This window comes from Cronobacter sp. EKM101R (assembly GCF_963888145.1).
Classification (GTDB): domain Bacteria; phylum Pseudomonadota; class Gammaproteobacteria; order Enterobacterales; family Enterobacteriaceae; genus Cronobacter; species Cronobacter turicensis.
Genome location: NZ_CAWPHW010000062.1, coordinates 99150 through 125698 on the forward strand (window position 1 = coordinate 99150; position 26549 = coordinate 125698).

Consider the following 26549-nt stretch of genomic DNA (forward strand, 5'->3'; position numbering starts at 1 on the left):
ATCAGGCTTTTTCCAGCGTACACAACAACGGATGGTCGTTCTCCCTCGCATATTTGTTCACCAGCGCCACTTTGGTTTCCGCCACTTCCGCGGTGAAAACGCCACAGATGGCTTTCCCCTGATAGTGAACCGTGAGCATCAGTTGCGTCGCACGTTCTACATCATAAGAAAAGAACTTTTGTAGCACGTCAATAACAAATTCCATTGGCGTGTAATCGTCGTTCATTAATATAACTTTATACATGGATGGCGGTTTTAGCGCTTCGCGCAGATCATCTTCCGCCAAATGGTCAAAATCCAGCCAACTTTTGTCTTTACTCATTGCCAGTCGTCATCATGGTTAAACAGTACAGCCAGCGTGTTTTCCGGCGCTCTGGTTGAGTGTAATACGCATCCCGAATCTACCCTAATGTTCAGTAAGCGACCAGCTATCACTGGTATTCGCGAGCTCTGTCACATTAATGAAAATAGCGTTAACTGCTTCAAAATTTTGACTCAATACCACCAGCCAGACCCCCGTGAACGCTTGACGCAGAGTGCGATTTCTCTAAATTGTACAAGCGTGAGTTGGCGAGGTTTTGAACAGCCCCCCTCACCCACCGGTTCAATCCATCTTACTCAATAAGACTTATGAAGGATGTCGAAGCATGGAGACGGGTACTGTTAAATGGTTCAATAACGCCAAAGGGTTTGGGTTCATCTGCCCTGAAGGCGGCGGCGAAGATATTTTCGCGCACTACTCTACAATCCAGATGGACGGCTACAGAACGCTGAAAGCCGGACAAGTCGTGAGGTTCGATGTGCATCAGGGTCCCAAAGGCAACCATGCCAGCGTCATTGTCCCTCTTGAAGCAGAAGTCGCACCCGCAGTTGCGTAACTCTTCTGTTTCATTGTGTACATCCTGCTCCTGAAATGCCAGTCCCGGGGACTGGCATTTTTATTTATTCTCGGGCAAGCGCGTCAACAGGGTTGAGCCTGGCGGCGTTGCGGGCGGGCAGCCAGCCGAACAGCACCCCCGTCGCGCTGGAGCACAAAAACGCCGTCAACAGCGCCACAGGCGAGAAACCGATTTCCCAGCCTGGTAAAATCAGCTGTAAAGCAAACGCGATCAGCAATGAAAGCCCGATGCCGAGCGCGCCGCCCACCAGGCAGACCAGCACCGCCTCAATCAAAAACTGTTGCAGCACATCACTCTTGCGCGCGCCGACCGCCATACGAATGCCGATCTCCCGCGTACGCTCGGTCACCGACACCAGCATGATATTCATCACCCCGATACCGCCCACCACCAGCGAAATTACCGCCACCAGCGTTAAAAACAGTTGAAGAGTACGTGTGGTCTTTTCCGCCGTTTTCAACACGCCGTCCATATTCCAGGTGAAAAAGTCTTTTTTGCCGTGGCGCAACGACAGGAGACGCGTCAACTGCTGCTCCGCCTCACCGCTGTCGTAGCCCTCTTTTACCCGCACCGTAATGGAGTTCAGCCACGACTGCCCCATAATGCGCCCGGACATCGTGCTGTACGGCATCCATACCCGCAGAATTTTGCTGCTGCCGAACATCGACTGCTTCTCTTCCGCCACGCCGATGACCGTCGCAGGCATATTGCCGACCAGCACCACTTCGCCCACCACGTTCGCCTTGTTGGGAAAGAGCTGGCGACGCGCGTTGCTGTCGATAACCACCACCTGCGCGCGGCCGCGCAGCTGCTCGTCGTTGAAGGTATTGCCTTCGCTGAAGGTCATGCCGTAGACGTTAAAATATTGCCCGCTCACGCCGTTAGCGCTGGCGGCGACATCCACGTTGCCATAGCGCAGGCGCAGGCTTTGCGACACCGTCGGCGTGGCGGAGCTCACCCACGGCTGGCGCTGGATGGCCTGCAGATCGTCATACTGTAACGCCTGCTGATATTGCGGATCGTCATCGCCAAAATCTTTACCGGGATAGACATCTATCGTGTTAGTGCCGATGGAGCGGATATCCTCCAGCACCATCTGTTTTGCGGCGTCGCCGACCACCACAATTGAAACAACTGACGCGATGCCGATGATAATTCCGAGCATGGTCAGCAGCGTGCGCATCTTGTTGGCCGCCATCGCCAGCCAGGCCATGGTCAGCGCTTCACGAAAGCTATTGATAAACTGCCCTAACGCCGGGGCGTCGTGCGGCTGCGCAGACAGCCCGGCCACGTCGCGTTTCCCGACCGGCGGCGGGTTACTGATGATCTCCCCGTCGCGAATTTCGATAATGCGTTCAGCCTGGGCGGCGACGTCAGGATCGTGGGTGACGATAATCACCGTGTGCCCGCGGTCGCGCAGCTGTTTTAAGGTCGCGATCACCTCTTCGCCGGAATGGCTGTCGAGCGCGCCGGTCGGTTCGTCGGCCAGGATCACCTGCCCGCCGTTCATCAGCGCGCGGGCGATACTCACACGCTGTTGCTGACCGCCGGAAAGCTGCGAGGGCTGATAATCGACGCGCGCTTCAAGGCCAAGCCGCGCCAGTAATTCGCGCGCCCGCGCCTGACGCGCGGCCCGCCCGGTGCCGGCATAAATAGCAGGCACTTCAACATTCTGCGCGGCCGTCAGGTGCGAGAGCAGATGGTAGCGCTGGAAAATAAAGCCGAAATGCTCGCGCCGCAGACGAGCAAGCGCGTCATCGCCAAGCGTCGCCACATCCACGCCCGCCACCTTGTAACTGCCGCTGCTCGGCTTATCGAGACAGCCGAGAATATTCATCAGCGTCGATTTGCCGGAGCCGGACGCGCCGACAATCGCCACCATTTCACCGGCATTGATGGTCAGCGTGACGCCTTTTAATACCTCGACCTCCGTTTCGCCCGACGGATAGCTGCGGCGAATATCGCGCAGCTCAAGCAGCGCCGTCATTGATCGCTCCCGCTCGCGCGACCAATAACCACTTCATCACCTTCTGCAAGCCCCTGCACCACTTCGACCTGCGTGTCGTTACGCGCGCCGATAGTCACTTCGCGCTCGCGGGTTTCGCCGTTACGCAGCAGCGTCACCTTATAGCGGTTATCGCCTACCGGCTCGCCCAGCGCCGCCAGCGGAATGGTCAGCACATCATCGACGCCGCCGAGCTGAATATGCACCTGCGCCGTCATATCCAGGCGCAGCACGCCCTGCGGGTTGGGCACTTCAAAACGGGCATAGTAAAAAATGGCGTCGTTGATTTTCTCGGGCGTCGGGAGAATATCTTTTAGCCGCCCTTCGTAGCGGGTCAGCGGATCGCCAAGCACCGTAAACCAGGCTTTCTGGCCCGGTTTCAGGTGAATGATGTCTGCTTCGGAGACCTGCGCCTTCACCAGCATGGTGCTGAGATCGGCGAGCGTCAGGATATTAGGCGCCTGCTGCGCGGCGATGACCGTCTGGCCCTGCAGCGTGGTTATCTGCGTCACTTCACCGGCAATGGGCGCGGTGATGCGGGTGTAATCGAGGTTAGTGTTGGCTGTGCTGAGCGAGGCCTGATTGCGCTTGATCTGCGCGTCGATAGTGCCTATCTGCGCCTCTTTCACCGCGAGCTCGGTGGCGGCCGTGTCGAGATCCTGGCGTGAAATCGCCTGCGTGCGGGCAAGCTGCTGCTGGCGAGAAAGCGTGACGCGGGCGAGTTTCATCTCCGCCTCGGCCTGGCGCCGCTGGGCGCGCAGCTCCATTAACGTCGCTTCCACTTCTTTAATCTGGTTTTCAGCCTGCTCAGGATCGATAACGCCGAGGAGCTGATCTTTTTTCACTTTATCGCCGATATTGACCGACAACGTTTTGAGCTGGCCGCTCACCTGCGCGCCGACATCCACTTTACGCAGCGCGTCGAGCTTGCCGGTCGCGAGCACGCTTTGTTGCAAATCTCCTTTACGCACCAGCATGGTCTGATAACGGGGCAGCGGCGCATTCAGTGTCTTCCAGAGCCAGACCGCGCCGATAACGATAACCAGAGCCAGCACCACGTAGCGCTTCTTGATCCTTCCCTTAAGCTTCATATCTTTCCTGACGTTTCGGACGAGTAAACAAAGTGTGCTCTCCTATTCTAAACGCATTCTCAACCAAACCCTATGCGGCCAACAAATAAACCACAGCGTTGATATTGCGTTGAGTGATAGTTTGTTCCCATAGCCTGAGACTTCATCACGAGACCAGGTTATGTCCGCACTTGCCGAAATTTCTATACAGCCGCCAGCCCACAGCGCCTGGCAACTCTTTCGCCTGCTCGCGACAGGCCAGAAAACGCCGGGCCTTGCCTGGCAGAACCCGGCCTATCGCCGGAAATTTATTCTGCGCTCGCTGGCCACCCCTTTTGCGACCCGTCGCTGGCTTGCGGTACTCGCGCGCCAGCCGATGCTCGACGCGTTGCTCTATGCCCAGCCGGGCCTGCCGTGCCGTCTGCACCGGCCGTGGCTGTCGGTCAATATCTCGCGTAAAACGGCACTGGCGGCGCTGGAATATCATTACCAGCAGATCGCCTGCCTTCTGCCCGACGCGCTGATGCAGGGGCACCTGACGCGTAAAGGCGTCACGCTTGCCCTGCTCACCGGGAAAAACGACGCGCAATATCATGTGGATCTTGCCGCCGTTGCGGATCTGGATAAAGAGGGCGAAACGACAGTGATTTTCCGTGACGCCGCAGGCGTCGTGCTTGCTGAAATGACCTTTACGCTCTGCGAGGTGGACGGTGAATCTACGCTGTTTATCGGCGGCTTACAGGGTGCCAAAGCCTGGGTTGAGCACGATCAGATACAGATGGCGACTAAAGCCTGCCACGGTCTGTTTCCTAAGCGCCTGCTGCTGGAAGCGGTTTGCCTGCTGGCGCAGCGTTTTGCGGTAAGTCAGATACTCGCCGTCAGCAATGAGACGCATATCTACCGTAGCTGGCGCTACGCGAAGAAGAAAAAGGACAAACTGCACGCCGACTACGACAGCTTCTGGGAATCGCTCGGCGGCTATAAGGATACGCAGGGGCTTTACCACATGCCGTTGCAGATCGCCCGCAAATCGCTTGAGGAGATTGCGAGCAAAAAACGGGCGGAGTATCGCCGCCGTTATGAATTGCTGGACAGCATGACCGCGCAAATCGCCGCGCGGTTTAATGAGAGGTAATCTGCGGACGGACTGTGGCGGGTGCGCGTTGCTTACCCGCCCTACGGGATGCCGTGGTTACCCGGGTAAACCGGCGGGTGCGCGCTGCTTACCCGCCCTACGGGATGCCGTGGTTACCCGGGTAAACCGGCGGGTGCGCGTTGCTTACCCGCCCTACGGGATACTGCCGTTGCCAAAAAAGCTAATCCGCCCGTCCGCGGGCGAGCCACAGCACGCGCGAGAACATTTTGCGCAGCAGCGGCGGCACGGCGTCCATCCCACGACGGGCGGCCTCCATCGCCACTTCAATCGCGAGGTCGGGTTTCGAGGAGCGATGAATCGCTTTCACGATGACCCGCCGCATATTCATATGCACGGTTTCCGGCAGTTGCGCGACGCGGTAAAACACGGCGTCAAACCCTTCGCGATACATAAAATGTTCCATGTCCGGCGCGGGAAGCTCGGTGAGATGCTGGCGCACCTGTTCGCTGTCGTTATTCACAATCCCCTTCACCGTCGCGGCATATTTGCGCCCGGCATCGTCGCCATCCACCAGCACATGCCATTCAATGCCCATCCGGCGGGCGAATTTAATCAGCGGTTTCAACCCCGACTGGGCAAACTCAATGACTTTGATGCCTTCAGCCTCGAAGTGGTAACCGCACTGACGCGCCAGTTCGTTCATCATCCAGACTTCGGTTTCCCCCTCCACCAGCAACCAGCAGCGCGCAAACAGCGCCGATGGCCGGTTAAAGCGGATATGAAACGCGATGCGTCGGCTGTCTTCGGCATTCATGCCGCCGGGCCCAAGCCGCCACGCCGCCACCTTGCCGGAAGCGCGCACCAGCCGACACACATGCTCGACCGGCGTCATCGACAGCAGCTCGCCGGAATTGGTGGTGGTCAGCTTTTGCAGCGGCAACAGGTTCAGCAACTGCCAGGCCACCGACAGCATAATAGGGTGCAGCCGCGTCTCCGGATCTTCAACCAGCAGTAGCGGCCTGGCGTATTTATCGAGCCGCACGTTGCCTTTGGCCTGCAAAAGTGTCGAAAACAGCCCAAGCAGGATCACCCTGTAGGCCCGTCCGCCGGGCTTATCAATCATGCGGTTGATGATGTCGAGATAACGCCAGCTACGCTGTTCGTCATGCGCGTGACGACGCATCAGGCGATAGCGCGGGCCGGGCGCGCCCTGCTCGGAAAAATAGTGCTCCAGCAGTTGCACCATGGCCGACAGCCCCTGGCGGATCTGCTCGTCCGTCAGGTTTTGCGGGCGGGAAACCAGCTCACGGGTCAGAAACTCAAGCTCGCGCGCGGTCACTTCCATCTGGGGCGTCGCGGTGATGGCGCTGTCGTGCAGGCGGCGCATAAAACGGGCGTCACGCAGGCGCAGCACCGGGTTTAACCGAATGAGCTGACGCGCCTGTGCGTCAATATCGTCCAGCGCGATCGCCTCGCCCTGCGCATTAAGGAAGCTGCGCAGCGTAAATACGCTGTTATCGTCGTTAAGCTCGCCCTCCAGCCGGTAGAAAATCCGCTGGTAGCCATCACCGCCCGGCGTCATCAGCGCGCGCAGGCCGCGAAAGCGACGGCGCTGAAAATCGCCCGGCTCCGTCTCGCGGAAAATCAAAATAAGATGCAGATGACGTTCGCGCCCGTGAATATCGCCCGGCGGGAACCAGAAATCATTACGCGTAAAAGAATAGAGCGTGTCGCCCGGGTTCAGCAGCAGCGTCAGCGCATCCAGCAGGCTTGATTTCCCCCACGCGTTTTCGCCGATCAGCACATTATTATGTTCAAGCGTTAACGATAAGCGGTTAATTCCGCGAAACCCGGCGACTTCCACGCGCTCAAGAAACATCTCTCCTCCGGCTGCATCTGTTTGGCTGCGTGTCGGCAGTATAGCTATTCAATCAGAGCCTTAACAGAGCGTGGCGGGACGGAAAATCCGCATTGCGAGGCGCCTCGAAATAATAAAAAAGGTGATGGTCAGGAGCGGGTCATAAATGGCTTTCATGATTCGCTAACACAATGAAATAAGGCTAATAACCGTGGCTTTACTCGCCAGGGTGAATTCTGTAGGGTGTGGCGGCACGCTTATTTTTCCGCTCTTTCAGTAATTTCAGGAACCGCACGCCTCATGTTCTCAGGACTGTTAATTATCTTAGCGCCGCTTATTCTCGGCTATCTTATTCCCCTGCGCAGCGCAGGCGCGTTACGGCTTATCAATCAGTTGTTGAGCTGGCTCGTGTACATCATTCTTTTCTTTATGGGCATCAGCCTCGCGTTTCTGGATAACCTGTCGGCAAATCTGCTGGCGATTTTGCACTATTCCGCCGTCAGCATTACGGTCATTATGCTGTGCAATATCGCCGCCCTCCTGTGGCTTGAGCGCGCGATCCCCTGGCGCCATCAGCATCGCCAGGAGAAACTGCCGTCGCGTCTCGCGATGGCGCTGGAATCCCTCAAGCTTTGCGGTGTGGTGGTACTCGGTTTTCTGCTGGGGCTGACCGGCCTTGCTTTTCTGAAACACGCCACCGAAGCCAGCGAATACACCTTAATTTTCCTGCTGTTCCTGATAGGCATTCAGCTTCGCAACAACGGCATGACGCTGAAACAGATAGTGTTGAATCGCCGCGGGATGATGGTGGCGATAGTCGTGCTGGTCAGTTCGCTAATCGCAGGCGCCGTGAATGCGCTGCTGCTCGGGCTGCCGCTGCGCGCGGGGCTGGCGATGGCGTCCGGCTTCGGCTGGTATTCGCTCTCCGGCATTCTGATGACGGAATCTTTCGGGCCGGTTATCGGCAGCGCCGCGTTCTTTAACGATCTGGGCCGCGAGCTTATCGCGATTATGCTGATCCCGGCGCTGGTGCGCCGCAGCCGCTCCACCGCGCTCGGTATCTGCGGGGCGACATCAATGGATTTCACGCTGCCGGTGCTGCAACGCAGCGGCGGTCTGGAGCTGGTGCCTGCGGCTATCGTGCACGGGTTTATTCTGAGCCTGCTGGTGCCGGTGCTGATGGCGTTTTTCGCCGCCTGATACTCCTTTGGCGGTAGGCTTCTGCCGCCAAAATTGCGTTATATCAATCTCTCTTCAAGTTCCTTAAAAATCGCTTTTCACCCTTCGTGCCGAAGCCTAACCTTAAACATGCATATTAAATATAACTTTAAGGTGTCATCATGTTTTGCGTGCAATGTGAACAAACGATTCGTACTCCGGCAGGCAACGGCTGCGCGTATGCGCAAGGGATGTGCGGGAAAACCGCCGAAACCTCCGACCTTCAGGATCTGCTGATTGCGGCTTTGCAGGGGCTTTCCGCCTGGGCGGTCAAAGCACGCGAGCTTGGCATCATCGACCACCATGTAGACAGCTTCGCGCCCCGCGCGTTTTTCTCTACCCTGACCAACGTTAACTTCGATTCACCACGTATCGTGGGTTACGCCCGCGAGGCCATCGCCCTGCGCGAGGCGCTGAAAACCCAGTGCCAGGCTATTGACCCAAACGCGCAGGTCGATAACCCGATGGCGTCGCTGGCGCTGATAAGCGACGATCTCGGCGATTTACAGCGCCAGGCCGCCGCGTTCGCGCCAAATATCGACAAAGCGGTGATTGGCGAGAATATTCTCGGTCTGCGCCTGCTCTGCCTCTACGGCCTGAAAGGCGCCGCGGCCTATATGGAGCACGCGCATGTGCTCGGTCAGTACGATAACGACATTTATGCCCGCTACCATAACATCATGGCGTGGCTCGGCACTTGGCCTGCGGACATGAACGCGCTGCTGGAATGCGCGATGGAAATCGGCCAGATGAACTTCAGCGTGATGAGCATTCTGGATACGGGCGAAACCAACAAATATGGTCACCCGACCCCGACGCAGGTCAACGTCAAAGCCGTGGCGGGGAAATGCATTCTGATTTCCGGCCACGATCTGCAAGATCTTTATAACCTGCTGGAGCAGACCGAAGGCACCGGCGTGAATGTTTACACCCACGGCGAAATGCTGCCGGCGCACGGCTACCCGGAACTGCGCAAATTTAAGCATCTGGTCGGCAACTACGGCAGCGGCTGGCAGAATCAGCAGGTAGAGTTTGCGCGCTTCCCTGGCCCCATTGTGATGACCTCCAACTGTATTATCGACCCGACCGTCGGCAGTTACGACGATCGTATCTGGACCCGCAGCATCGTCGGCTGGCCGGGCGTAAGCCATCTTGAAGGCGACGACTTCGGCCCGGTCATTACCCAGGCGCAGCAGATGGCGGGCTTCCCGTACAGCGAAATCGAACACCTCATCACCGTCGGCTTCGGCCGTCAGACGCTGCTCGGTGCCGCCGACACGCTGATCGATCTGGTGAGCCGCGAAAAACTGCGTCACATCTTCCTGGTCGGCGGCTGCGACGGCGCGCGCGGCGAACGCAGTTACTTTACCGATTTCGCCACCCAGGTGCCGCAGGACTGCCTGATCCTGACGCTCGCCTGCGGCAAATACCGCTTTAACAAGCTCGACTTCGGCGCGATCGAAGGGCTGCCGCGTCTGGTGGACGCCGGTCAGTGCAACGACGCCTACTCCGCCATTATTCTCGCGGTGACGCTGGCGGAAAAACTGGGCTGCGGCGTCAACGATCTTCCGCTGTCGCTGGTGCTGTCGTGGTTTGAACAAAAAGCGATTGTGATCCTGCTGACGCTGCTGTCGCTCGGCGTGACCAATATCGTCACCGGCCCGACCGCGCCAGGCTTCCTGACGCCGGATCTGCTGGCGGTGCTGAATGAGAAATTCGGCCTGCGCCAGGTGACCACCGTTGAGCAGGATATGCGCGAGCTGTTAGGCGCGTAAGGAGGAAACGATGACGATGCCGACCCCACAATGTCCGTGGCGGATGCAGGTGCACCACATCCGGCAGGAGACGCCGGATGTCTGGACGCTTTCGCTGCTGTGCCACGATTTCTATCCGTATCAGGCCGGGCAGTATGCGCTGGTGAGCATTCGCAACAGCGCCGATACCCTGCGCGCTTATACGATTTCTTCAACGCCCGGTGTGAGCCCGTTGCTTACGCTGACGGTGCGCCGCATCGACAATGGCGAAGGCTCAGGCTGGCTGACGCGGGAAGTCAAACGCGGCGATTACCTGTGGCTGTCTGACGCGCAGGGCGACTTTACCTGCGCCGATAAAGCGCAGGACCGCTTTCTGCTGCTGGCGGGCGGTTGCGGCGTGACGCCGGTGATGTCGATGCGCCGCTGGCTGGCGAAATATCGCCCTCAGGCGGACGTACAGGTGATTTATAACGTGCGCACGCCGCAGGATATGATTTTCGCCGACGAGTGGCGCGATTACCCGGTAACCCTGGTAGCGGAAAACGGCGACGCGCCGGGCTTTCTGCAGGGGCGTCTGACCCGCGAGATGCTGATGGCGGTGCCGGACCTCGCCCGCCGTACCGTGATGGTGTGCGGCCCCGCGCCGTATATGGATTTCGTGGAGCAGGAAGTGAAAGCGCTCGGCGTGACGCGCTTTTATAAAGAGCAGTTTTTCACGCCGGTGGCTGAAGCCGCGACGAGCGGGCTTAAGTTCACCACGCTTACCCCCGCGCGCGAGTTTTACGGTGCGGTCGGCACCACGCTGCTGGCGGCGCTTGAGAGCAATAACGTGCCGGTCAACGCGGCGTGCCGCGCAGGCGTGTGCGGCTGCTGTAAAACGCGGGTGCTCTCCGGCGAGTACAGCGTGACCAGCACCATGACGCTGACGGAGCAGGAGATCGCCGACGGTTACGTGCTGGCGTGTTCGTGCCATCCGGCAAGCGATCTGGTTCTGGCGTGATGTGTTTTGCGGTAGCGGGTTTGTGATGCGCAATGGCGGGTGCGCGTAGCTTACCCGCCCTACGTAAAATCAACGCGATAAAGTCCCCCCGTAGGGTGGGTAAGCGTGAGCGCACCCACCATTCCCAGACCACTACCTCCCCCTCTTCGTCCTCCCCCTCTTTCACTGCATCCCGCTGATAAACGCAACGGCCACTCTCTGCCTGTCGGTAAATCTGGACTACGCTTGTAACCGTTATCACTGACTTTTCACAAAGGAGGGAAAATGAAACATACCGTGGCGTCCTATATCGCAAAAACCCTGGAGCAGGCGGGCGTGAAACGCATCTGGGGGGTGACGGGTGACTCGCTCAATGGCCTTAGCGACAGCTTAAACCGCATGGGCACTATCGAGTGGATGTCCACCCGCCATGAAGAGGTCGCGGCGTTCGCGGCAGGCGCGGAAGCGCAGCTGACCGGCGAACTGGCGGTCTGCGCAGGCTCCTGCGGGCCTGGCAACCTGCACCTCATCAACGGCCTGTTTGACTGCCACCGCAACAATGTCCCCGTGCTGGCTATCGCCGCGCACATTCCCTCCAGTGAAATCGGCAGCGGCTATTTCCAGGAGACGCACCCGCAGGAACTGTTTCGCGAATGCAGCCACTATTGCGAGCTGGTGTCGAGCCCGGAGCAGATCCCGCAGGTGCTGGCCATCGCGCTGCGTAAAGCCGTGCTGGAGCGCGGCGTCTCGGTGATTGTCCTGCCCGGCGACGTGGCGCTGAAACCCGCGCCGGAAGAGGCCAGCCCCGGCTGGTATCACGCGCCGCAGCCGGTTATCGTGCCGCCGCAGGACGAACTGAAAAAGCTCGCCCAGTTGCTGCGCTACTCCGACAACATCGCGCTGATGTGCGGCAGCGGCTGCGCGGGCGCGCATCAGGAGCTGCTGGAATTCGCCCGCACGCTGAAAGCGCCCATCGTCCACGCCCTGCGCGGCAAAGAGCATGTCGAGTACGATAACCCGTACGATGTGGGCATGACCGGGCTTATCGGCTTCTCCTCCGGCTATCACACCATGATGAACGCCGACACGCTGATCCTCCTCGGCACCCGCTTCCCCTACCGCGCGTTCTACCCGGCTCACGCCAAAATCATTCAGATAGATATCAACCCCGGCAGCATCGGCGCGCACAGCAAAGTGGACATGGCGCTGGTAGGCGATGTGAAAGCCACGCTCGCCGCCCTGCTGCCGCTGCTTGAAGAGAAAACCGACCGCCACTTCCTGGATAAAGCGCTGGAAGATTACCGCGACGCGCGCAAGGGGCTGGATGATCTGGCGCAGCCGGGCGAAAAAGCCCTGCATCCGCAATATCTGGCCCGTCAGATTAGCCACTTCGCCGCGCCGGACGCCATTTTCACCTGCGATGTCGGCACGCCGACGGTATGGGCCGCGCGTTATCTGGAGATGAACGGCCAACGCCGCCTGCTCGGCTCGTTTAACCACGGCTCCATGGCGAACGCCATGCCGCAGGCGATAGGCGCTCAGGCCAGCGCGCCGGGGCGTCAGGTGGTGGCGATGTGCGGCGACGGCGGCTTTAGCATGCTGATGGGCGATCTGCTTTCGCTGGTGCAACTGAAGCTGCCGGTTAAAGTCATCGTCTTTAATAACAGCGTGCTGGGCTTTGTGGCGATGGAAATGAAAGCGGGCGGCTATCTGACCGACGGCACCGATCTGCATGACACTAACTACGCGCGCATCGCGGAAGCCTGCGGCATTCCGGGCATTCGCGTTGAGAAAGCGAGCGAACTGGACGACGCCCTTTCGCGCGCCTTCAGCACCGATGGTCCGGTGGTGGTGGATGTCACCGTCGCCAAAGAAGAGCTGGCGATGCCGCCGCAAATCAAGATGGAGCAGGCCAAAGGTTTCAGCCTGTATATGCTGCGCGCCATCATTAATGGCCGTGGGGATGAAGTTATCGATCTGGCGAAAACCAACTGGTTCCGGTAAAAGAGTCTTTTCTGTTCACTGAAAAGGATATGCCGTGATCGATTTACGCAGCGATACCGTCACGCGCCCCGGCAAAGCGATGCTGGAGCGCATGATGGCAGCCCCCACCGGGGATGATGTTTATGGCGACGACCCGACCGTCAACGCGCTTCAGGACTATGCCGCGCGTTTAAGCGGTAAAGAGGCCGCGCTGTTTTTGCCGACAGGCACCCAGGCCAACCTGGTGGCGCTGCTGAGCCACTGCGAACGCGGCGAAGAGTATATCGTCGGCCAGCTCGCGCATAATTATCTGTATGAAGCGGGCGGCGCGGCGGTGCTGGGCAGCATTCAGCCGCAGCCGATTGAGGCCGACGGCGACGGCACGCTGCCGCTGGATAAAGTGGCGGCGAAAATCAAACCCGACGATGTTCACTTCGCCCGCACCCGTCTGCTGAGCCTTGAAAATACCCATAACGGCAAAGTGCTGCCGCGCGACTACTTACAGCAGGCGTGGGATTTCACCCGCGAGCGCGGTCTGGCGCTGCACGTGGATGGCGCGCGTATCTTCAACGCCGTGGTGGCCTATGGCTATGAGCTGAAAGATATCGCGCAGTATTGCGACACCTTCACGATTTGCCTCTCTAAAGGGCTTGGCGCGCCGGTAGGCTCGTTGCTGCTCGGCAGCCATGACTATATTAAGCGCGCGACACGCTGGCGAAAAATGACCGGCGGCGGTATGCGCCAGGCGGGTATTCTCGCGGCAGCGGGGCTGTATGCGCTGGAGCATAATGTCGCGCGACTGCAAGACGACCACGATAACGCCGCCTGGCTTGCGGCGGCGCTGCGCGACGCGGGCGCCGACGTGCGCCGTCACGACACCAATATGCTGTTTGTCAGCGTGCCGCCGGCGCAGGTGGCCGCTCTTGGCGCGTTCATGAAATCGCGCGACGTGCTGATTAGCGCCGCGCCGGTGACGCGTCTGGTTACGCACCTTGATGTCAACCGCGCGCAGCTCGAAACCGTCGTGGCGTACTGGCGTGAATTTTTACAGCAGGCGGCATAACGCGTTTACAGCGCTGCGGCGAGGGGAATATTCAGCTGCGCTAACGCGCATTGTTACGTTGTTCCCATTGCATCAGCGCTGATTTCACGGAAGAATGCGCGGCTAAACGTTACAGCACAGTGGATCGATATGAAGGTACTGGTCACGGGCGCCACCAGCGGTTTAGGCCGAAACGCGGTCGAATATTTACGTCATCAGGGCGTTCAGGTCAGAGCCACCGGGCGCAACGAGGCGATGGGAAGGCTGCTTGAGAAAATGGGCGCGGAGTTTATCCAGGCCGATTTAACCGAGCTGGTCTCGTCGCAGGCGAAAGCGATGCTGGCCGGTATCGATACCCTCTGGCACTGTTCCAGCTTTACCTCGCCCTGGGGCCCGCAGGAGGCGTTCGATCTCGCTAACGTGCGCGCCACCCGCCGTCTCGGCGAATGGGCTGTCGCCTGGGGCGTGCGCAATTTCGTGCATATCTCCTCGCCCGCGCTCTATTTCGATTATCACCACCATCGCGATATCCGCGAAGATTTCCGTCCGCACCGGCTGGCCAACGCCTTTGCGCGCAGCAAAGCCGCCAGCGAAGAGGTTATCCAGCTGCTGGCCCAGGCCAACCCGCAGACGCGCTTTACCATTCTGCGTCCGCAAAGCCTGTTCGGGCCGCACGATAAAGTCTTTTTCCCGCGACTGGTGCAGATGATGCGCCACTATGGCAGCGTGCTGCTGCCGCGCGGCGGCGAAGCGCTGGTCGATATGACCTATCACGAAAACGCGGTGCACGCGATGTGGCTTGCCAGCAGCAGCGCCTGTGACGCCCTGCCGTCAGGCCGCGCTTATAACATCACCAACGGCGAAGCGCGCCCGCTGAAAAGCATCGTGCAGAAGCTGATTGATGAACTGGGGATGTCGTGCCGCATCCGCTCAGTGCCCTATCCGATGCTGGATATGATGGCGAGAAGCCTGGAGCGGCTCGGCAAACATTCGCACAAAGAGCCGGCGCTGACGCATTACGGCGTCTCCAAGCTGAATTTTGATTTCACGCTGGATATCAGCCGCGCCGAGAACGAACTGGGCTATAAACCGGTGGTGTCGCTGGATGAAGGCATTGAGCGCACCGCATACTGGCTGCGCGACCACGGTACGCTGCACCGCGGATAACGCCCTACCCGCCAAAAATTAACGCCGCATTGTGCGGCGTTTTTCATGTTTAACCCTGACAATCTCACCCCTGACCATATTTCTCCAGCAGCGCTTCGGCGATGGCCTCGCTTTGCGCGTCCGGCAGGCCGTCGTAGCGCGCGGGCCGGAAGTGCATCTGGAACGCCTGAATCACGCGTTTGCGCTGCGCCTCGCTCATCTGCGGCGTCACCTCATAGCCGTAGCGCGCCAGCAGATCCAGCAGCGTGGTTTCATCGACCGGCGTATAAGGGTTACGCCCGGCGAGATAAAACGCCACGCGCTGTTCATCCGGCCATGCGCCGATGCCCTGCGCCGCCAGTGCCCGCCAGGGGAACAGCGGCCCCGGATCGTCTTTGCGCTGCGGCGCGATATCCGCATGCGCCACGACGTTCTGCGGGGCTATCTGGTAGCGCCGGATGATGTCGCGCGCCAGATGGCTCAGCACGGCTATCTGCGGCGGGCTGAACGGGAAGTACTGCTTCTGGCCGTCGATTTTCCGGTAGCCGTAGTTTTCCAGTTCAATCCCCACGGAGGTGTCGTTTAAGCGCGTGGCCCCGCGCCAGAAGCTGACGCCCGCATGCCACGCCAGTTCGCGCTCCGGCACCAGCTGCCAGATAACCGGTTTGCCGCTTTTCTGCGGCGGGTTCGCCGGGATCAGATAGTGCGAGCTGACGTGACGGTCAGTTAGCGTGGCAAGCGAAGTATCAAAATCGTCGGCGGTATAGTGGATGACCAGCACTTTGATGCGCGGATACGCCGCCTGCGCCGCGCGGCGCGTATCCACCTGATAGTCGCCGCGATCGACAATCCCTTTTTCGCCCGCGCAGCCCGCGAGCAATGCCGCCAGTAATAGCGGCCAGCAACGCAGCCTCATCGACGGGTTTTCACCGCCGTGCCGGAAACGCTTACCATCAGCATGCTGCCGTCTTTGCCGACGGTTTCATAATCAATGTCGATCCCAACGACGGCATCAGCGCCAAGCGACGCCGCCTGGTCGCCCAGCTCGCGAAATGCGATTTCACGCGCCTTGCGCAGCTCTTTTTCATACGCGCCCGAACGGCCGCCTACGATGTCGCGGATGCCCGCGAAGAAATCGCGAAAGATATTCGCGCCGAGGATCGCCTCGCCGGTGACGACGCCGCAATACTCAACAATGACTTGTCCTTCCAGGGTTGGCGTGGTGGAAAACTGCATGGTTCTCTCCTTTTGGCTATCAATGCGTTAGCAGACGATACCAGACGCAATTCGGTCGCGATACGCTATGCTAAAAAAGTCCTGTGACAAGAAACGTAGTCCTGCTTATCGGAATAAGGAAATAAAAAATGCGCCATTCAGTTCTGACTCTGGTTATTCCGTGCGCCCTGCTGCTGAGCGCCTGTACGACCGTCACGCCCGCCTTTAAGGATATCGGCTCGCGCAGCGGCCCGTGCGTGGAAGGCGGCCCTGATACCGTGGCGGAACAGTTCTACCAGCATCGCATCGAACAGCGCAGCCAGGGACTGACGAACCTGACGTCTCTGCGCCCCTATTTAAGCGATTCGCTCTATCAGCTGCTGGATAAATCGAACCGTGAGAACCACCCCGGGAATGGCTTCTTGCGCACCGATCCGTTCTCCAGCCGCACCGAAACGCCTGAGAGCGTGCGCGTCGCCAGCGCCTCGCGCATTCCGAACACGGACGCGCGCAATATTCCGCTGCGCGTCGAGCAGCGCCGCGGCGACACCGCCTGGCTGGATGAAGTGCTGATGGTGCGCGAAGGCCAGTGCTGGACGGTGGACGATGTGCGCTACCTTGGCGGCACCGTACACGCGCCTGCGGGCACGCTGCGCCAGTCGCTGGAGCGTCGCTAAGCGCGACGGGATGGGCGCGACGGGGTGGCGCGTGCGATAAACCGTCTGGCTTAGCGCCATCTGGCCGACATTTATTCTTGCCCCACCCCCACTCCGCTATTTCGTGCTGGTTTTGTGCCGTAAACGTGGAGAATATTAAGTTTTAACGCACTAATATTGCATAACTATTCTGCCAACGGTACTATTCGCGGTCTCAATTGCTATTCAACTGCTACGCATGAGTATTCAACTAAACGGCATAAACTGCTTCTACGGCGCCCATCAGGCGCTGTTTGACATCACGCTCAGCTGCCCCGAGGGCGAAACGCTGGTGTTGCTTGGCCCAAGCGGCGCGGGTAAGAGCTCGCTGCTGCGGGTACTCAATTTGCTGGAGATGCCGCGTTCCGGGCAGCTCAGCATTGCGGGCAACCAGTTTGATTTCGCGAAGGCACCGGGCGATAAAGCGATCCGCGAACTGCGCCGCAACGTCGGCATGGTGTTCCAGCAGTACAATCTGTGGCCGCACCTGACGGTGCTGGATAATCTTATCGAGGCGCCGTGTCGGGTGCTCGGGCTCAGCAAAGAGGCCGCGCGTAAGCGTGCCGATAAACTGCTGGATCGCCTGCGTCTGACGCCGTATGTCGATCGTTATCCGCTGCACCTCTCCGGCGGCCAGCAACAACGTGTGGCGATTGCGCGCGCGCTGATGATGGAGCCGCAGGTGCTGCTGTTCGACGAGCCGACAGCCGCGCTCGACCCAGAAATTACCGCACAAATCGTCAGCATCATCCGCGAGCTGTCCCAGACCGGGATCACGCAGGTGATTGTGACGCATGAAGTGGAAGTGGCGCGTAAAACCGCCAGCCGGGTGGTCTATATGGAAAATGGACACATTATCGAGCAGGGCGACGCGAGCTGCTTTAGCGCCCCTGCGACCGAGGCGTTTAAAAACTATCTTTCCCACTGAAGATGACCGGAATAATGACAATGAAAAACGTATTGATTGCCGCGCTTCTCGCAAGCGTTAGCCTTTCCGCCGCCGCAGCACAAACTATCCGTTTCGCAACCGAAGCCTCTTACCCTCCGTTTGAGTCGATGGATGCGGGCAACAAAATCGTCGGTTTCGACGTCGATCTGGCCAATGCGCTGTGTAAAGAGATTGATGCGACCTGCACCTTCACCAACCAGGCCTTTGACAGCCTGATCCCGGCGCTGAAATTCAAGCGTGTAGACGCGGTCATGGCCGGTATGGACATCACCCCTGAGCGCGAAAAACAAGTGCTGTTCACTACGCCGTACTATGACAACTCCGCGCTGTTTGTCGGCCTTCAGGGTAAAAACAGCAGTATTGAGCAGCTGAAAGGCAAGCGCGTGGGCGTGCAGAACGGCACCACCCACCAGAAATACATCACCGACAAACACCCGGAAATCACCACGGTACCGTATGACAGCTACCAGACCGCGCGTCTGGATCTGCAAAACGGCCGTATTGATGCCGTGTTTGGCGATACGGCCGTCGTGACCGAGTGGCTGAAAACCAACCCGAAACTTGCCGCCGTCGGCGATAAAGTGACGGATAAAGACTACTTCGGCACCGGCCTTGGCATCGCGGTTCGTCAGGGCAACACCGAGCTTCAGCAGAAATTCAACACCGCGCTGGAGAAAGTGAAGAAAGACGGCACCTACAAGGCCATCTACGACAAATGGTTCCAGAAGTAATCGCCTGAATGAACGATATGTTACCTTTAGCAAGCGCCGCCGGGATGACCGTCGGCCTTGCCGTTTGCGCGCTTGGCCTGGGACTGGTGCTGGCGATGCTGTTCGCCGTGCTGGAATCGGCGAAGTGGCGGCCGGTCGCCTGGCTTGCCACGGCGCTGGTGACCCTGCTGCGCGGCCTGCCGGAAATCCTGGTGGTGCTGTTTATCTATTTCGGCTCCTCGCAACTGCTGCTGACGCTCTCGGACGGTTTTACAATCCCGCTCGGTTTCGCCTCCATTCCTGTGCAGGTGCAGATCGATAATTTCGACGTTAGCCCGTTCCTGTGCGGCGTGATTGCGCTTGCCCTGCTCTATTCCGCTTATGCCTCGCAGACGCTGCGCGGCGCGCTGAAAGCGGTGCCGCACGGCCAGCGGGAATCGGGCCAGGCGCTGGGGCTGTCGAAATCCGCGATTTTCTTCCGCCTCGTGATGCCGCAGATGTGGCGCCACGCGCTGCCGGGGCTGGGCAACCAGTGGCTGGTGCTGCTGAAAGATACCGCGCTGGTGTCGCTGATTAGCGTGAACGATTTGATGCTGCAGACCAAAAGCATCGCCACCCGCACCCAGGAGCCGTTTACCTGGTACATTATCGCGGCGGCGATTTATCTGGTGATCACCCTGATAAGCCAGTACATCCTTAAGCGTATCGACCTGCGCGCCACGCGCTTTGAGCGGAGGCCGGGCTGATGCTGGATTACTTGCCGGAGCTGTTAAAAGGGCTGCACACCAGCCTGACGCTCACCGCGGCGTCAATTGCCGTAGCGCTGGTGCTGTCGGTTATTTTCACGATTGTCCTGACGCTGAAAACGCCGGTGCTGGTCTGGATTGTGCGCGGCTACATTACGCTCTTTACCGGTACGCCGCTGCTGGTGCAGATCTTCCTGATTTACTACGGGCCGGGGCAGTTCCCGTCGTTGCAAAACTACCCGTGGCTGTGGCACGTGCTTTCCGAGCCCTGGCTGTGCGCCCTGGTGGCGCTGTCGCTGAACTCGGCGGCGTATACCACGCAGCTGTTTTACGGCGCTATCCGGGCGATTCCGGAGGGCCAGTGGCAGTCCTGCGGGGCGCTCGGCATGAGCCGCAAAGATACGCTGGCAATCCTGCTGCCGTATGCGTTTAAGCGCGCGCTGTCGTCCTACTCGAACGAAGTGGTGCTGGTGTTTAAGAGTACGTCGCTTGCCTACACCATTACGCTGATGGAAGTGATGGGCTACAGCCAGCTCTTGTATGGCCGCACCTATGATGTGATGGTGTTTGGCGCGGCGGGCGTGATTTATCTTATCGTCAACGGGCTGTTGACGCTGTTGATGCGTGTTATCGAGCGCCGCGCGCTGGCGTTTGAGCGCCGCAGTTAATGTCCTTCCCCCTCTCCCTTTCGGGGAGAGGTTTTTTTGTTTTATGGCGGGTGCGCTTCGCTTACCCGCCCTACACAAAATCTGAACCCTCTCCTGTAGATATTCCCCGCTCATCCGCCGCAAACCAAATAAAATACTTATACGTTTTTATTGAATATAAATTCACTTGATGGCATGGTGTTAACACGCCGGGTAAACGGTGACATAAAACAAGATTGACAGACGGGAGCTTCACGCATGAAAAAAATCATTCTGGCCGCCATGCTTGCTGGCGTCGCATTCCACGCCGCGGCAGCAGACAAAATCAGCTTCGGTTCGTCGGCGACGTACCCGCCTTTTGAGTCGCTCGACGCCAGCAATCAGATCGTCGGTTTCGACATCGATCTCGCCAAAGCATTATGCAAACAAATGCAGGCGGAATGCACATTCACCAACCATGCTTTCGACAGCCTGATCCCGGCGCTGAAATTTAAAAAATATGACGCCGTCATCTCCGGCATGGACATCACGCCTGAGCGCCAGAAACAGGTCGCCTTCACCGCGCCGTATTACGCCAACTCCGCCATCGTGATCGCTAAAAAAGGCGCGTACAAATCCTTTGACGATCTCAAAGGCAAGCGCATCGGCATGGAAAACGGCACCACGCATCAGAAATACCTCCAGGATAAACATCCGGAAGTGAAAACCGTGGCGTATGACAGCTATCAGAATGCGATTATCGACCTGAAAAACGGCCGCATCGACGGCGTGTTCGGCGATACCGCCGTGGTCAACGAATGGCTGAAGAACAATCCGCAGCTCGGCACCGCGACGGAAAAAGTGACCGACCCGCAATACTTCGGCACCGGCCTTGGCATCGCGGTGCGCCCGGATAACGTCGCGCTGCTGAAAAAGCTTAACGACGCGCTGGCGGCCATTAAAGCCGACGGCACGTATCAGAAAATCAGCGATCAGTGGTTCCCGCAGTAAGCGCTGTTTTTCACCGTTAAGGCCCGCCATGCGGGCCTTCATTTTTTCTGGATTTACGATACTGCAACGGCGTTTCCCCCAACCGCTTACGGAAGCTGCTGATGAAATACGTGGTATCGGAGAAGCCAGCCATCCGCGCGATATCCGCCACGCTGTACGCATGATGGCGCAATAGCTCGCACGCTTTACGCAGCCGGAATGTCGTCAGGTAGTCGTGGATCGCCTCCCCCGTTTCCTGCTGGAAGCGGCGCGAAAGATAACTGCGCGAGCGGTTAAGCTTCAGCGCCAGCGCGCCCAGGCTGAATTTCTGCGCATAATTTTCTTCCACCCAGAACATCACCTGCGTGGAGAGCGCATTGCTGGCGCGCGGCGGCGGCGCGGGCGTTTCCGGCAGCAGGCTCAGCAAGTGAATCAAAAAGCTCGCCACCTCTTCATGTTCGCTGCGCCCTTTGGCGAGCCGCGGCGCATAGAGCGTAAAGAGATGATCGAGATGCGCGTGAATGTCGGCGAAATCCACTACCGTGGCGCGCGCGCCGCGCAGGCTTAACGCCTCAAGCCGCGCATAACGCTGCGCGAAAGGCGCCAGCAGCCGCAGCGCGGCGTGATTATCAAGGTGAATCACGGTACGCCGGTAACGCTCGCGTTCGCGCTCCTCCACCATGACTTTATGCAGCGTCATCGGCGGAAAGATAAAAAGCCTGCCGGGGCGCATGGTGTACTGCTGATTGTCCACCATCACCACGCCATATCCCTCCTCCACATAGAGCAGCTCCAGGCACTGATGCCAGTGATGGTAACGAATCGAATTCGCGTACAGCCGGCTGAACGACACGATGTCGTCATTCAGCGAGATAAGCTCCAGCAGCGATTTTTCGCAGGCGGTATCCACAGGGCAACCAATTTCAATTTTTGACCGGTTGCATGCAGTTATAAACCATAGTTTTAAATTTTCTCAAACAGCGTCTTAACTAATGCGCCGCCCTGTGACGCAGCTAACATTTCCCCCTCGCCCGGCTTACCTATGCTTGCAGCCATTACGCAGGAGCGCAGCGCAGTGCAAGCGCATTGATGAGGTGAATAATGTCAGGCGAGAAAAACACCAAAAACCCGCTCTCTTCCCGAAGCGACGTGGCCGCGCTGTTGCTGCGCCTGCTGCGCGGGCTGGACCAGCAATTTATCGACGGCGATATCGGCATTACGCTTGGCGCGACCTGCGCGCATTACGGCCCGGACATCGCGCGTATGGAAGGGTTGTCGCGGGCGCTGTGGGGGCTGTTCCCGCTGATGGCGGGCGGCGACGAGCCGCCGGAAGCGGAAAAATACCTGACGGCCATTCGCCACGGCACCGACCCGCAGCACCCTGGCTACTGGGGCGAGACCGGTCCTTACGATCAGCGACTGGTGGAGATGGCGGCCTATGGGCTGGGGCTGGCGCTGTTGCAGGAGAAACTCACCGCGCGCTTTAGCGAGCGTGAACTGAATAATCTTTACCAGTGGCTGCGCCAGGTGGGCGACGCCGAAATGCCCGACAGCAACTGGAACTACTTCGCGATTCTGGTGGAGCTCGGCTTTAAGCGCGCGGGCCTGCCGTGGCGGCGCGACGTGCTGGAGGCGCGTTTCGCCCGCATGGAGGCGTATTACCTCGGCAACGGCTGGTATGCCGATGGCCCCGGCCGCCCGAAGGATTACTACATCTCGATGGCGTTTCACTTTTACGGGCTGGTCTACGCGACGCTGATGGCGCAGGACGACGCCGAACGCGCCGCGACGCTTCGCGAACGCGCGCGCCTGTTTGCCGCCGATTTCATCTGGTTTTCCGCCGCCGACGGCGCGTCCATTCCGTTTGGCCGCAGCCTCACTTACCGCTTTGCGATGGTGGCGTTCTGGAGCGGCGTGGCGTTCTCCGGGCTCGATGTGTTTACGCCGGGCGTGGTGAAAGGCATTGTGCTGCGCCACCTGCGCTGGTGGATGGATAAGCCGATCCTCGATCGCGACGATATTCTCACCCTCGGTTACGCCTGCCCGAATCTCGCGATGTGCGAAGACTACAACTCGCCCGGCTCGCCCTACTGGGCGCTGAAGGTTTTTCTGGTGTTGGCGATGGCGGAAGAAAGTCCCTTCTGGCAGGCGCAGGAAGCGCCGCTGCCGCTACACGACGGCTGTCACGCCATTCCCGAAGCCGCGCAGTTACTCGCGCACAGCGAACATTCACGCCACGCCTGGCTGCTCACCGCGGGCCAGGTGGAACTGAATAACTATGTGAATACCGAAGCCAAATACACCAAATTCGCTTACTCCAGCCATTTCGGCTTCACCATCGAGCGCGGCCGCTACGGCATCAAACACGCCGCCTGCGATTCCATGCTGCTACTGTGCGAAAACGACGGTTACTACCGGGGCCGCCGGGAGTGCGACGAGGTCGTCACCGCGCCGGACCATATTTTCTCGCGCTGGTCGCCGTGGCGCGACGTGCAAATCGCCACCTGGCTTATCCCTTACGGCCCGTGGCACCTGCGCGTACACCATATCCGGAGTTGCCGTGACCTACACAGCGTTGAAGGCGGATTCGCCACCCTCTGGCAACCGCAGACGACGCGCGTTAGCACCTCCGCCCATCGCTGCGCGATTGAGGCGACCCGTGGCGCCAGCGTCATCGTCGATCTCGCACCAGCACGCACGCGCCAGGCAGAGCCTGTCATTACGCCGCCCAACAGCAGCGTGATGTTCGCTGAATGCGCCGCCATTCCCTGCCTTACGGGCGCCGTTGCCGCAGGCGAAAGCTGGCTGTGCAGCGCGGTGGCTGGGGTTATCGGCACGCCGGACGCGCTGGCGGACGCCCCCGATATCGCCGTTGAAGCCGATGCCCTGCGCCTGCGCGCGCCGGACGGCACGACGCGCCGCTTCCCGCTCTACAACAATAAATAAGCCCCTGAGAGGACGCTATGAAGAACATCACTGCTGCCAATAAAGCGGAATATGTGAAAATCAGTAGTTTTATCTTTCTCTACTTCTTTACCTGGTCTGCCAGTATCGGTCTGCTGGCTATCTGGCTCGGTCAGAAAACGCACCTGAGCGGTTCGGTGATCGGAACGGTGTTTGCTGTGAACGGGATTTTCTCGGTGATCCTGAAGCCCGTATATGGCTACATCCTCGATAAAATCGGCATGAGCAAACACCTGCTCTATTTTGTGGTGGGCATGTCCGCGCTGATGGCGCCGTTTTTTATCTATGTCTACCAGCCGCTGCTGGTCTCGAACACGCTGGTCGGGATTATCGTCGGGGCGATTTATTTAAGCTTCGCGTGGTATGCAGGCGTCGCGGCCTGTGAATCCTACACCGATCGCTACAGCCGCCTGAACGGCATGGAGTTCGGGCAGATCCGCATGTGGGGCTCGCTCGGCTGGGCGGTGGCCTCGTCGTTCTCCGGCCTGCTGTTTAACCTCTCCCCGGCGTACAACTTTATCCTCGGCAGCGTCGCCTCGCTGGTCATGCTGGGCGTGCTGCTGAGCCTGAAGGTCAACACAACCACCACGCACGCCAGTGAAGTCCTCTCGAAGCAGAAAATCGCCATGAGCGATGTTTATGAACTGCTGCGCAGCCGTAAATTCTGGGCGTTCTGCCTGTATGTGGCGGGTGTGGCGTGGATGATGTTTATCGCCGAACAGCAGTTCTCACGCTACTTCGTGACCTTTTTTGACGACGTGCAGCAGGGCAACGCGGTCTTTGGTTATCTCGGCACCGTGCAGTCCGGCATGGAATTTGTGATGTACATGGTCATTCCGGTATTCGTGAATTATGTCGGTGCCAAAAAAGGGCTGCTGATTGTCGGCCTGGTCGTCGGCGCGCGGCTGATTATCTCCGGGATGTGCGATTCCCACCTGCTGATTTCCGTGCTGAAGCCGTTGTACGGGCTGGAGATCTGCCTGCTGCTGGTGTCGGTGTTCAAGTATATCGCCGAGCATTTCGACAAACGCGTCAACGCCACCATGTACCTGCTGGGCTACCAGGCGATGCTGTATGTCGGCAACGTGGTGGTTTCGTCCCCCGCCGGCTATCTCTACGATCGCATCGGCTTTGAGCAGACCTATATCCTGATGGGCGCTATCGCCCTCACCTTTACGCTGATTTCCGCCTTTACCCTCTCCGCCTGTCAGAGCAAACGCGACGGCGCCGCTCACGCCGCGGCGACGGTAAAAAACTAACTTTTCAGGAGTCGTTATGCTGCAATCTGTTGCCTGTGAACCGTTTAACCATTCGCCCGCCGCGCCCTCTCTGGCGGCGCTTCGCGAGACGCTGGGACAGACCCGTGAAGCCGTACTGGCGCGCCTGCGCCAGAATCTGGCCGCTTTCGGCGACCGTTTCCCTGCCGAAACCTGCGTAAAGGGGTACTACCCGCTGACCGATAACGTCGAGTGGACCACCAGTTTCTGGACCGGGCAGCTGTGGCTCGCGTGGGAGCTTTCCGGCGATGAGACGTTCCGCGCCGCCGCGCAGCGCCAGGTGCGCTCGTTCGGCGAGCGTATCGCCGGGCGCCACGATACCAACACGCACGATCTCGGGTTTCTGTATACGCTCTCCTGCGTCGCCGACTGGCGGCTGAACGCCCGCCAGGAAGCGCGGGGTTTCGCGCTGCTGGCCGCCGAGGCGCTGCTTGAGCGCTATCACCCGAAGGCCCAGATAATTCAGGCGTGGGGCGATCTGGACGATCCGGAACAGGCCGGGCGGATGATTATCGACTGCAATATGAACCTGCCGCTGCTGTGGTGGGCGAGCGAGCAGACCGGCGACGGGCGCTTCGCGGCGGCGGCGCAGGCGCATGTAAACCAGGCGGCGCGCTATCTGGTGCGCCCGGACGCCTCTACCTGGCACACCTATTATATGAACCCGGTGACCGGCGAGCCGCGCTTTGGCAATACGCAGCAGGGGTATGCCGATGATTCGTGCTGGTCTCGCGGGCAGGCGTGGGGCGTTTACGGGTTTCTGCTGAGCTACCGCTACACCGGCGATACGCGAATGGTCGGGCTATCGAAGACGCTTGCGAGTTATTTCGTGAACCGCCTGCCGGAAGATGGCGTCTGCCACTGGGATCTGGCGCTTCAGGGGACAGATGCGCTGCGCGATTCGTCCGCCGCCGCGATTACCGTGTGCGGGCTGCTGGAGCTTATCAAGCATCTGCCGGCGACCGACCCGGATCGCGCCGTCTGCGAGGCATGGGCGCTGCATATTTTCACCGCCTTGACGCGGGATTATCTGGCCAAACCCGACGACGCCTGCAACGGTCTGCTGAAGCATTCGGTTTACCATCTGGCGAGCGACAAAGGCGTGGATGAGTGTTGCAGCTGGGGTGATTATTTTTATATGGAAGCGCTGACGCGGCTGTCGCAAAGCTGGAAGCTGTACTGGTGAGAGCGTGGCGGGTGCGCTCTGCTTACCCGCCCTACGGCCCCGAATAGGCCTGATCGTCTTGTATAGGGTGGGTAAGCGTCAGCGCACCCACCTTTGCGTTCTGGCGGGTGCGCTCTGCTTACCCGCCCTACGGCCCCGAAT

At 59.2% G+C, this 26549-nt stretch carries 24 protein-coding genes; 17 read left to right on the top strand and 7 right to left on the bottom strand.

Going from position 1 to position 26549, the window contains the following annotated elements; translation table 11 throughout:
• Nucleotide 1: 1 nt before the first annotated feature.
• Nucleotides 2-322: an ATP-dependent Clp protease adapter ClpS gene (gene clpS, locus AACV31_RS20830; protein ID WP_004387936.1), complete on the bottom strand. Its 321-nt coding sequence runs from the start codon at nt 320-322 to the stop codon at nt 2-4.
• 325 nt (nt 323-647) lie between these two features.
• On the opposite strand from clpS, the gene cspD reads away from it, so the two are divergent.
• Complete coding sequence (gene cspD / locus AACV31_RS20835; protein ID WP_007768736.1) at nt 648-878, top strand: cold shock-like protein CspD; 231 nt, start codon at nt 648-650, stop codon at nt 876-878.
• Between the two features lie 64 nt (nt 879-942).
• On the opposite strand, the gene macB is transcribed toward cspD, so the two are convergent.
• Together macB and macA are read right to left on the bottom strand one after the other, a co-directional pair.
• Complete coding sequence (gene macB / locus AACV31_RS20840; protein WP_161589055.1) at nt 943-2886, bottom strand: macrolide ABC transporter ATP-binding protein/permease MacB; 1944 nt, start codon at nt 2884-2886, stop codon at nt 943-945.
• Nucleotides 2883-3995 carry a macrolide transporter subunit MacA gene (gene macA / locus AACV31_RS20845; RefSeq protein ID WP_007768730.1) on the bottom strand — a complete coding sequence of 371 codons (1113 nt, stop codon included), beginning with the start codon at nt 3993-3995 and terminating at the stop codon, nt 2883-2885. The genes macB and macA overlap by 4 nt, the downstream gene beginning before the upstream one ends.
• A gap of 160 nt (nt 3996-4155) precedes the next feature.
• Between macA and AACV31_RS20850 the strand changes: the two genes are divergently transcribed.
• On the top strand, nt 4156-5109 hold the full coding sequence (locus tag AACV31_RS20850; protein ID WP_165153493.1) for a VirK/YbjX family protein: 954 nt from the start codon (nt 4156-4158) through the stop codon (nt 5107-5109).
• 181 nt (nt 5110-5290) lie between these two features.
• Here AACV31_RS20850 and AACV31_RS20855 read toward each other — a convergent pair whose 3' ends face one another.
• On the bottom strand, nt 5291-6949 hold the full coding sequence (locus AACV31_RS20855) for an ATP-dependent endonuclease (RefSeq protein ID WP_165153491.1): 1659 nt from the start codon (nt 6947-6949) through the stop codon (nt 5291-5293).
• A 279-nt stretch (nt 6950-7228) separates the two neighbouring features.
• On the opposite strand from AACV31_RS20855, the gene AACV31_RS20860 reads away from it, so the two are divergent.
• The 6 genes from AACV31_RS20860 (at nt 7229) to AACV31_RS20885 (ending at nt 15071) form a co-directional block, all read left to right on the top strand.
• Nucleotides 7229-8128, top strand: coding sequence for a lysine exporter LysO family protein (locus AACV31_RS20860; protein ID WP_007768724.1), 900 nt, complete (start codon nt 7229-7231; stop codon nt 8126-8128).
• Nucleotides 8129-8268: 140 nt separating this feature from the next.
• The gene (hcp, locus tag AACV31_RS20865) at nt 8269-9921 is read left to right on the top strand and encodes a hydroxylamine reductase (RefSeq protein ID WP_165153489.1); all 1653 of its coding nucleotides are present in this window, start codon (nt 8269-8271) and stop codon (nt 9919-9921) included.
• 10 nt (nt 9922-9931) lie between these two features.
• A complete protein-coding gene (gene hcr / locus AACV31_RS20870; RefSeq protein WP_165153487.1) occupies nt 9932-10900 on the top strand; it encodes an NADH oxidoreductase in 969 nt (322 codons plus the stop codon).
• Nucleotides 10901-11164: 264 nt separating this feature from the next.
• Nucleotides 11165-12883, top strand: a complete 1719-nt coding sequence (gene poxB, locus AACV31_RS20875; protein WP_007768714.1) for a ubiquinone-dependent pyruvate dehydrogenase — start codon at nt 11165-11167, stop codon at nt 12881-12883.
• Between the two features lie 34 nt (nt 12884-12917).
• Nucleotides 12918-13925: a low-specificity L-threonine aldolase gene (gene ltaE, locus AACV31_RS20880; RefSeq protein ID WP_165153485.1), complete on the top strand. Its 1008-nt coding sequence runs from the start codon at nt 12918-12920 to the stop codon at nt 13923-13925.
• Nucleotides 13926-14054: 129 nt separating this feature from the next.
• On the top strand, nt 14055-15071 hold the full coding sequence (locus AACV31_RS20885) for an NAD-dependent epimerase/dehydratase family protein (RefSeq protein ID WP_105537833.1): 1017 nt from the start codon (nt 14055-14057) through the stop codon (nt 15069-15071).
• A gap of 64 nt (nt 15072-15135) precedes the next feature.
• Here the strand turns inward: AACV31_RS20885 and AACV31_RS20890 are convergent, their stop codons facing one another.
• Both AACV31_RS20890 and AACV31_RS20895 read right to left on the bottom strand, forming a co-directional pair.
• The gene (locus AACV31_RS20890; protein ID WP_161589060.1) at nt 15136-15966 is read right to left on the bottom strand and encodes an N-acetylmuramoyl-L-alanine amidase; all 831 of its coding nucleotides are present in this window, start codon (nt 15964-15966) and stop codon (nt 15136-15138) included.
• Nucleotides 15963-16286: a heavy metal-binding domain-containing protein gene (locus AACV31_RS20895; RefSeq protein ID WP_004386731.1), complete on the bottom strand. Its 324-nt coding sequence runs from the start codon at nt 16284-16286 to the stop codon at nt 15963-15965. The genes AACV31_RS20890 and AACV31_RS20895 overlap by 4 nt, the downstream gene beginning before the upstream one ends.
• A 128-nt stretch (nt 16287-16414) precedes the next feature.
• Here AACV31_RS20895 and AACV31_RS20900 point away from each other — a divergent pair, with 128 nt between their 5' ends.
• From AACV31_RS20900 to artJ, 6 genes are all read left to right on the top strand, one after another.
• On the top strand, nt 16415-16942 hold the full coding sequence (locus tag AACV31_RS20900; protein ID WP_165153483.1) for a lipoprotein: 528 nt from the start codon (nt 16415-16417) through the stop codon (nt 16940-16942).
• Between the two features lie 217 nt (nt 16943-17159).
• The gene (artP, locus tag AACV31_RS20905) at nt 17160-17888 is read left to right on the top strand and encodes an arginine ABC transporter ATP-binding protein ArtP (RefSeq protein ID WP_007768702.1); all 729 of its coding nucleotides are present in this window, start codon (nt 17160-17162) and stop codon (nt 17886-17888) included.
• 20 nt (nt 17889-17908) lie between these two features.
• The gene (artI, locus tag AACV31_RS20910) at nt 17909-18640 is read left to right on the top strand and encodes an arginine ABC transporter substrate-binding protein ArtI (protein WP_004388043.1); all 732 of its coding nucleotides are present in this window, start codon (nt 17909-17911) and stop codon (nt 18638-18640) included.
• A gap of 8 nt (nt 18641-18648) precedes the next feature.
• On the top strand, nt 18649-19365 hold the full coding sequence (gene artQ, locus AACV31_RS20915; RefSeq protein WP_007768700.1) for an arginine ABC transporter permease ArtQ: 717 nt from the start codon (nt 18649-18651) through the stop codon (nt 19363-19365).
• Nucleotides 19365-20033, top strand: coding sequence for an arginine ABC transporter permease ArtM (gene artM / locus AACV31_RS20920; protein ID WP_015740681.1), 669 nt, complete (start codon nt 19365-19367; stop codon nt 20031-20033). Before artQ ends, artM begins: the two co-directional genes overlap by 1 nt.
• 237 nt (nt 20034-20270) lie before the next feature.
• Nucleotides 20271-21002 carry an arginine ABC transporter substrate-binding protein ArtJ gene (gene artJ / locus AACV31_RS20925; RefSeq protein ID WP_007768693.1) on the top strand — a complete coding sequence of 244 codons (732 nt, stop codon included), beginning with the start codon at nt 20271-20273 and terminating at the stop codon, nt 21000-21002.
• Between the two features lie 16 nt (nt 21003-21018).
• Here the strand turns inward: artJ and AACV31_RS20930 are convergent, their stop codons facing one another.
• Nucleotides 21019-21891 carry a helix-turn-helix transcriptional regulator gene (locus tag AACV31_RS20930; protein WP_161589062.1) on the bottom strand — a complete coding sequence of 291 codons (873 nt, stop codon included), beginning with the start codon at nt 21889-21891 and terminating at the stop codon, nt 21019-21021.
• A 191-nt stretch (nt 21892-22082) separates the two neighbouring features.
• Here AACV31_RS20930 and AACV31_RS20935 point away from each other — a divergent pair, with 191 nt between their 5' ends.
• Genes AACV31_RS20935 through AACV31_RS20945 form a run of 3 tightly spaced genes read left to right on the top strand, consistent with a single transcriptional unit; the run spans nt 22083 to nt 26408 of the window.
• Nucleotides 22083-23927, top strand: coding sequence for a DUF2264 domain-containing protein (locus AACV31_RS20935; RefSeq protein WP_165153481.1), 1845 nt, complete (start codon nt 22083-22085; stop codon nt 23925-23927).
• A gap of 17 nt (nt 23928-23944) precedes the next feature.
• Nucleotides 23945-25204, top strand: a complete 1260-nt coding sequence (locus AACV31_RS20940; protein ID WP_075198760.1) for an oligosaccharide MFS transporter — start codon at nt 23945-23947, stop codon at nt 25202-25204.
• Between the two features lie 16 nt (nt 25205-25220).
• Nucleotides 25221-26408: a glycoside hydrolase family 88 protein gene (locus AACV31_RS20945; RefSeq protein WP_165153479.1), complete on the top strand. Its 1188-nt coding sequence runs from the start codon at nt 25221-25223 to the stop codon at nt 26406-26408.
• Nucleotides 26409-26549: the final 141 nt, after the last annotated feature.

What these genes read in the sequence shown, in the direction of transcription:
- AACV31_RS20935 (WP_165153481.1), top strand. Translation starts at nt 22,083, where the DNA reads ATGTCAGGCGAGAAAAACACCAAAAACCCGCTCTCTTCCCGAAGCGAC.
- AACV31_RS20940 (WP_075198760.1), top strand. Translation starts at nt 23,945, where the DNA reads ATGAAGAACATCACTGCTGCCAATAAAGCGGAATATGTGAAAATCAGT.
- artI (WP_004388043.1), top strand. Translation starts at nt 17,909, where the DNA reads ATGAAAAACGTATTGATTGCCGCGCTTCTCGCAAGCGTTAGCCTTTCC.
- hcp (WP_165153489.1), top strand. Translation starts at nt 8,269, where the DNA reads ATGTTTTGCGTGCAATGTGAACAAACGATTCGTACTCCGGCAGGCAAC.
- macA (WP_007768730.1), bottom strand. Translation starts at nt 3,995, where the DNA reads ATGAAGCTTAAGGGAAGGATCAAGAAGCGCTACGTGGTGCTGGCTCTG.
- artM (WP_015740681.1), top strand. Translation starts at nt 19,365, where the DNA reads ATGCTGGATTACTTGCCGGAGCTGTTAAAAGGGCTGCACACCAGCCTG.
- AACV31_RS20890 (WP_161589060.1), bottom strand. Translation starts at nt 15,966, where the DNA reads ATGAGGCTGCGTTGCTGGCCGCTATTACTGGCGGCATTGCTCGCGGGC.
- AACV31_RS20860 (WP_007768724.1), top strand. Translation starts at nt 7,229, where the DNA reads ATGTTCTCAGGACTGTTAATTATCTTAGCGCCGCTTATTCTCGGCTAT.
- artP (WP_007768702.1), top strand. Translation starts at nt 17,160, where the DNA reads ATGAGTATTCAACTAAACGGCATAAACTGCTTCTACGGCGCCCATCAG.
- cspD (WP_007768736.1), top strand. Translation starts at nt 648, where the DNA reads ATGGAGACGGGTACTGTTAAATGGTTCAATAACGCCAAAGGGTTTGGG.
- AACV31_RS20900 (WP_165153483.1), top strand. Translation starts at nt 16,415, where the DNA reads ATGCGCCATTCAGTTCTGACTCTGGTTATTCCGTGCGCCCTGCTGCTG.
- clpS (WP_004387936.1), bottom strand. Translation starts at nt 322, where the DNA reads ATGAGTAAAGACAAAAGTTGGCTGGATTTTGACCATTTGGCGGAAGAT.
- artQ (WP_007768700.1), top strand. Translation starts at nt 18,649, where the DNA reads ATGAACGATATGTTACCTTTAGCAAGCGCCGCCGGGATGACCGTCGGC.
- hcr (WP_165153487.1), top strand. Translation starts at nt 9,932, where the DNA reads ATGACGATGCCGACCCCACAATGTCCGTGGCGGATGCAGGTGCACCAC.
- AACV31_RS20945 (WP_165153479.1), top strand. Translation starts at nt 25,221, where the DNA reads ATGCTGCAATCTGTTGCCTGTGAACCGTTTAACCATTCGCCCGCCGCG.
- AACV31_RS20885 (WP_105537833.1), top strand. Translation starts at nt 14,055, where the DNA reads ATGAAGGTACTGGTCACGGGCGCCACCAGCGGTTTAGGCCGAAACGCG.
- poxB (WP_007768714.1), top strand. Translation starts at nt 11,165, where the DNA reads ATGAAACATACCGTGGCGTCCTATATCGCAAAAACCCTGGAGCAGGCG.
- artJ (WP_007768693.1), top strand. Translation starts at nt 20,271, where the DNA reads ATGAAAAAAATCATTCTGGCCGCCATGCTTGCTGGCGTCGCATTCCAC.
- AACV31_RS20855 (WP_165153491.1), bottom strand. Translation starts at nt 6,949, where the DNA reads ATGTTTCTTGAGCGCGTGGAAGTCGCCGGGTTTCGCGGAATTAACCGC.
- macB (WP_161589055.1), bottom strand. Translation starts at nt 2,886, where the DNA reads ATGACGGCGCTGCTTGAGCTGCGCGATATTCGCCGCAGCTATCCGTCG.
- AACV31_RS20895 (WP_004386731.1), bottom strand. Translation starts at nt 16,286, where the DNA reads ATGCAGTTTTCCACCACGCCAACCCTGGAAGGACAAGTCATTGTTGAG.
- AACV31_RS20850 (WP_165153493.1), top strand. Translation starts at nt 4,156, where the DNA reads ATGTCCGCACTTGCCGAAATTTCTATACAGCCGCCAGCCCACAGCGCC.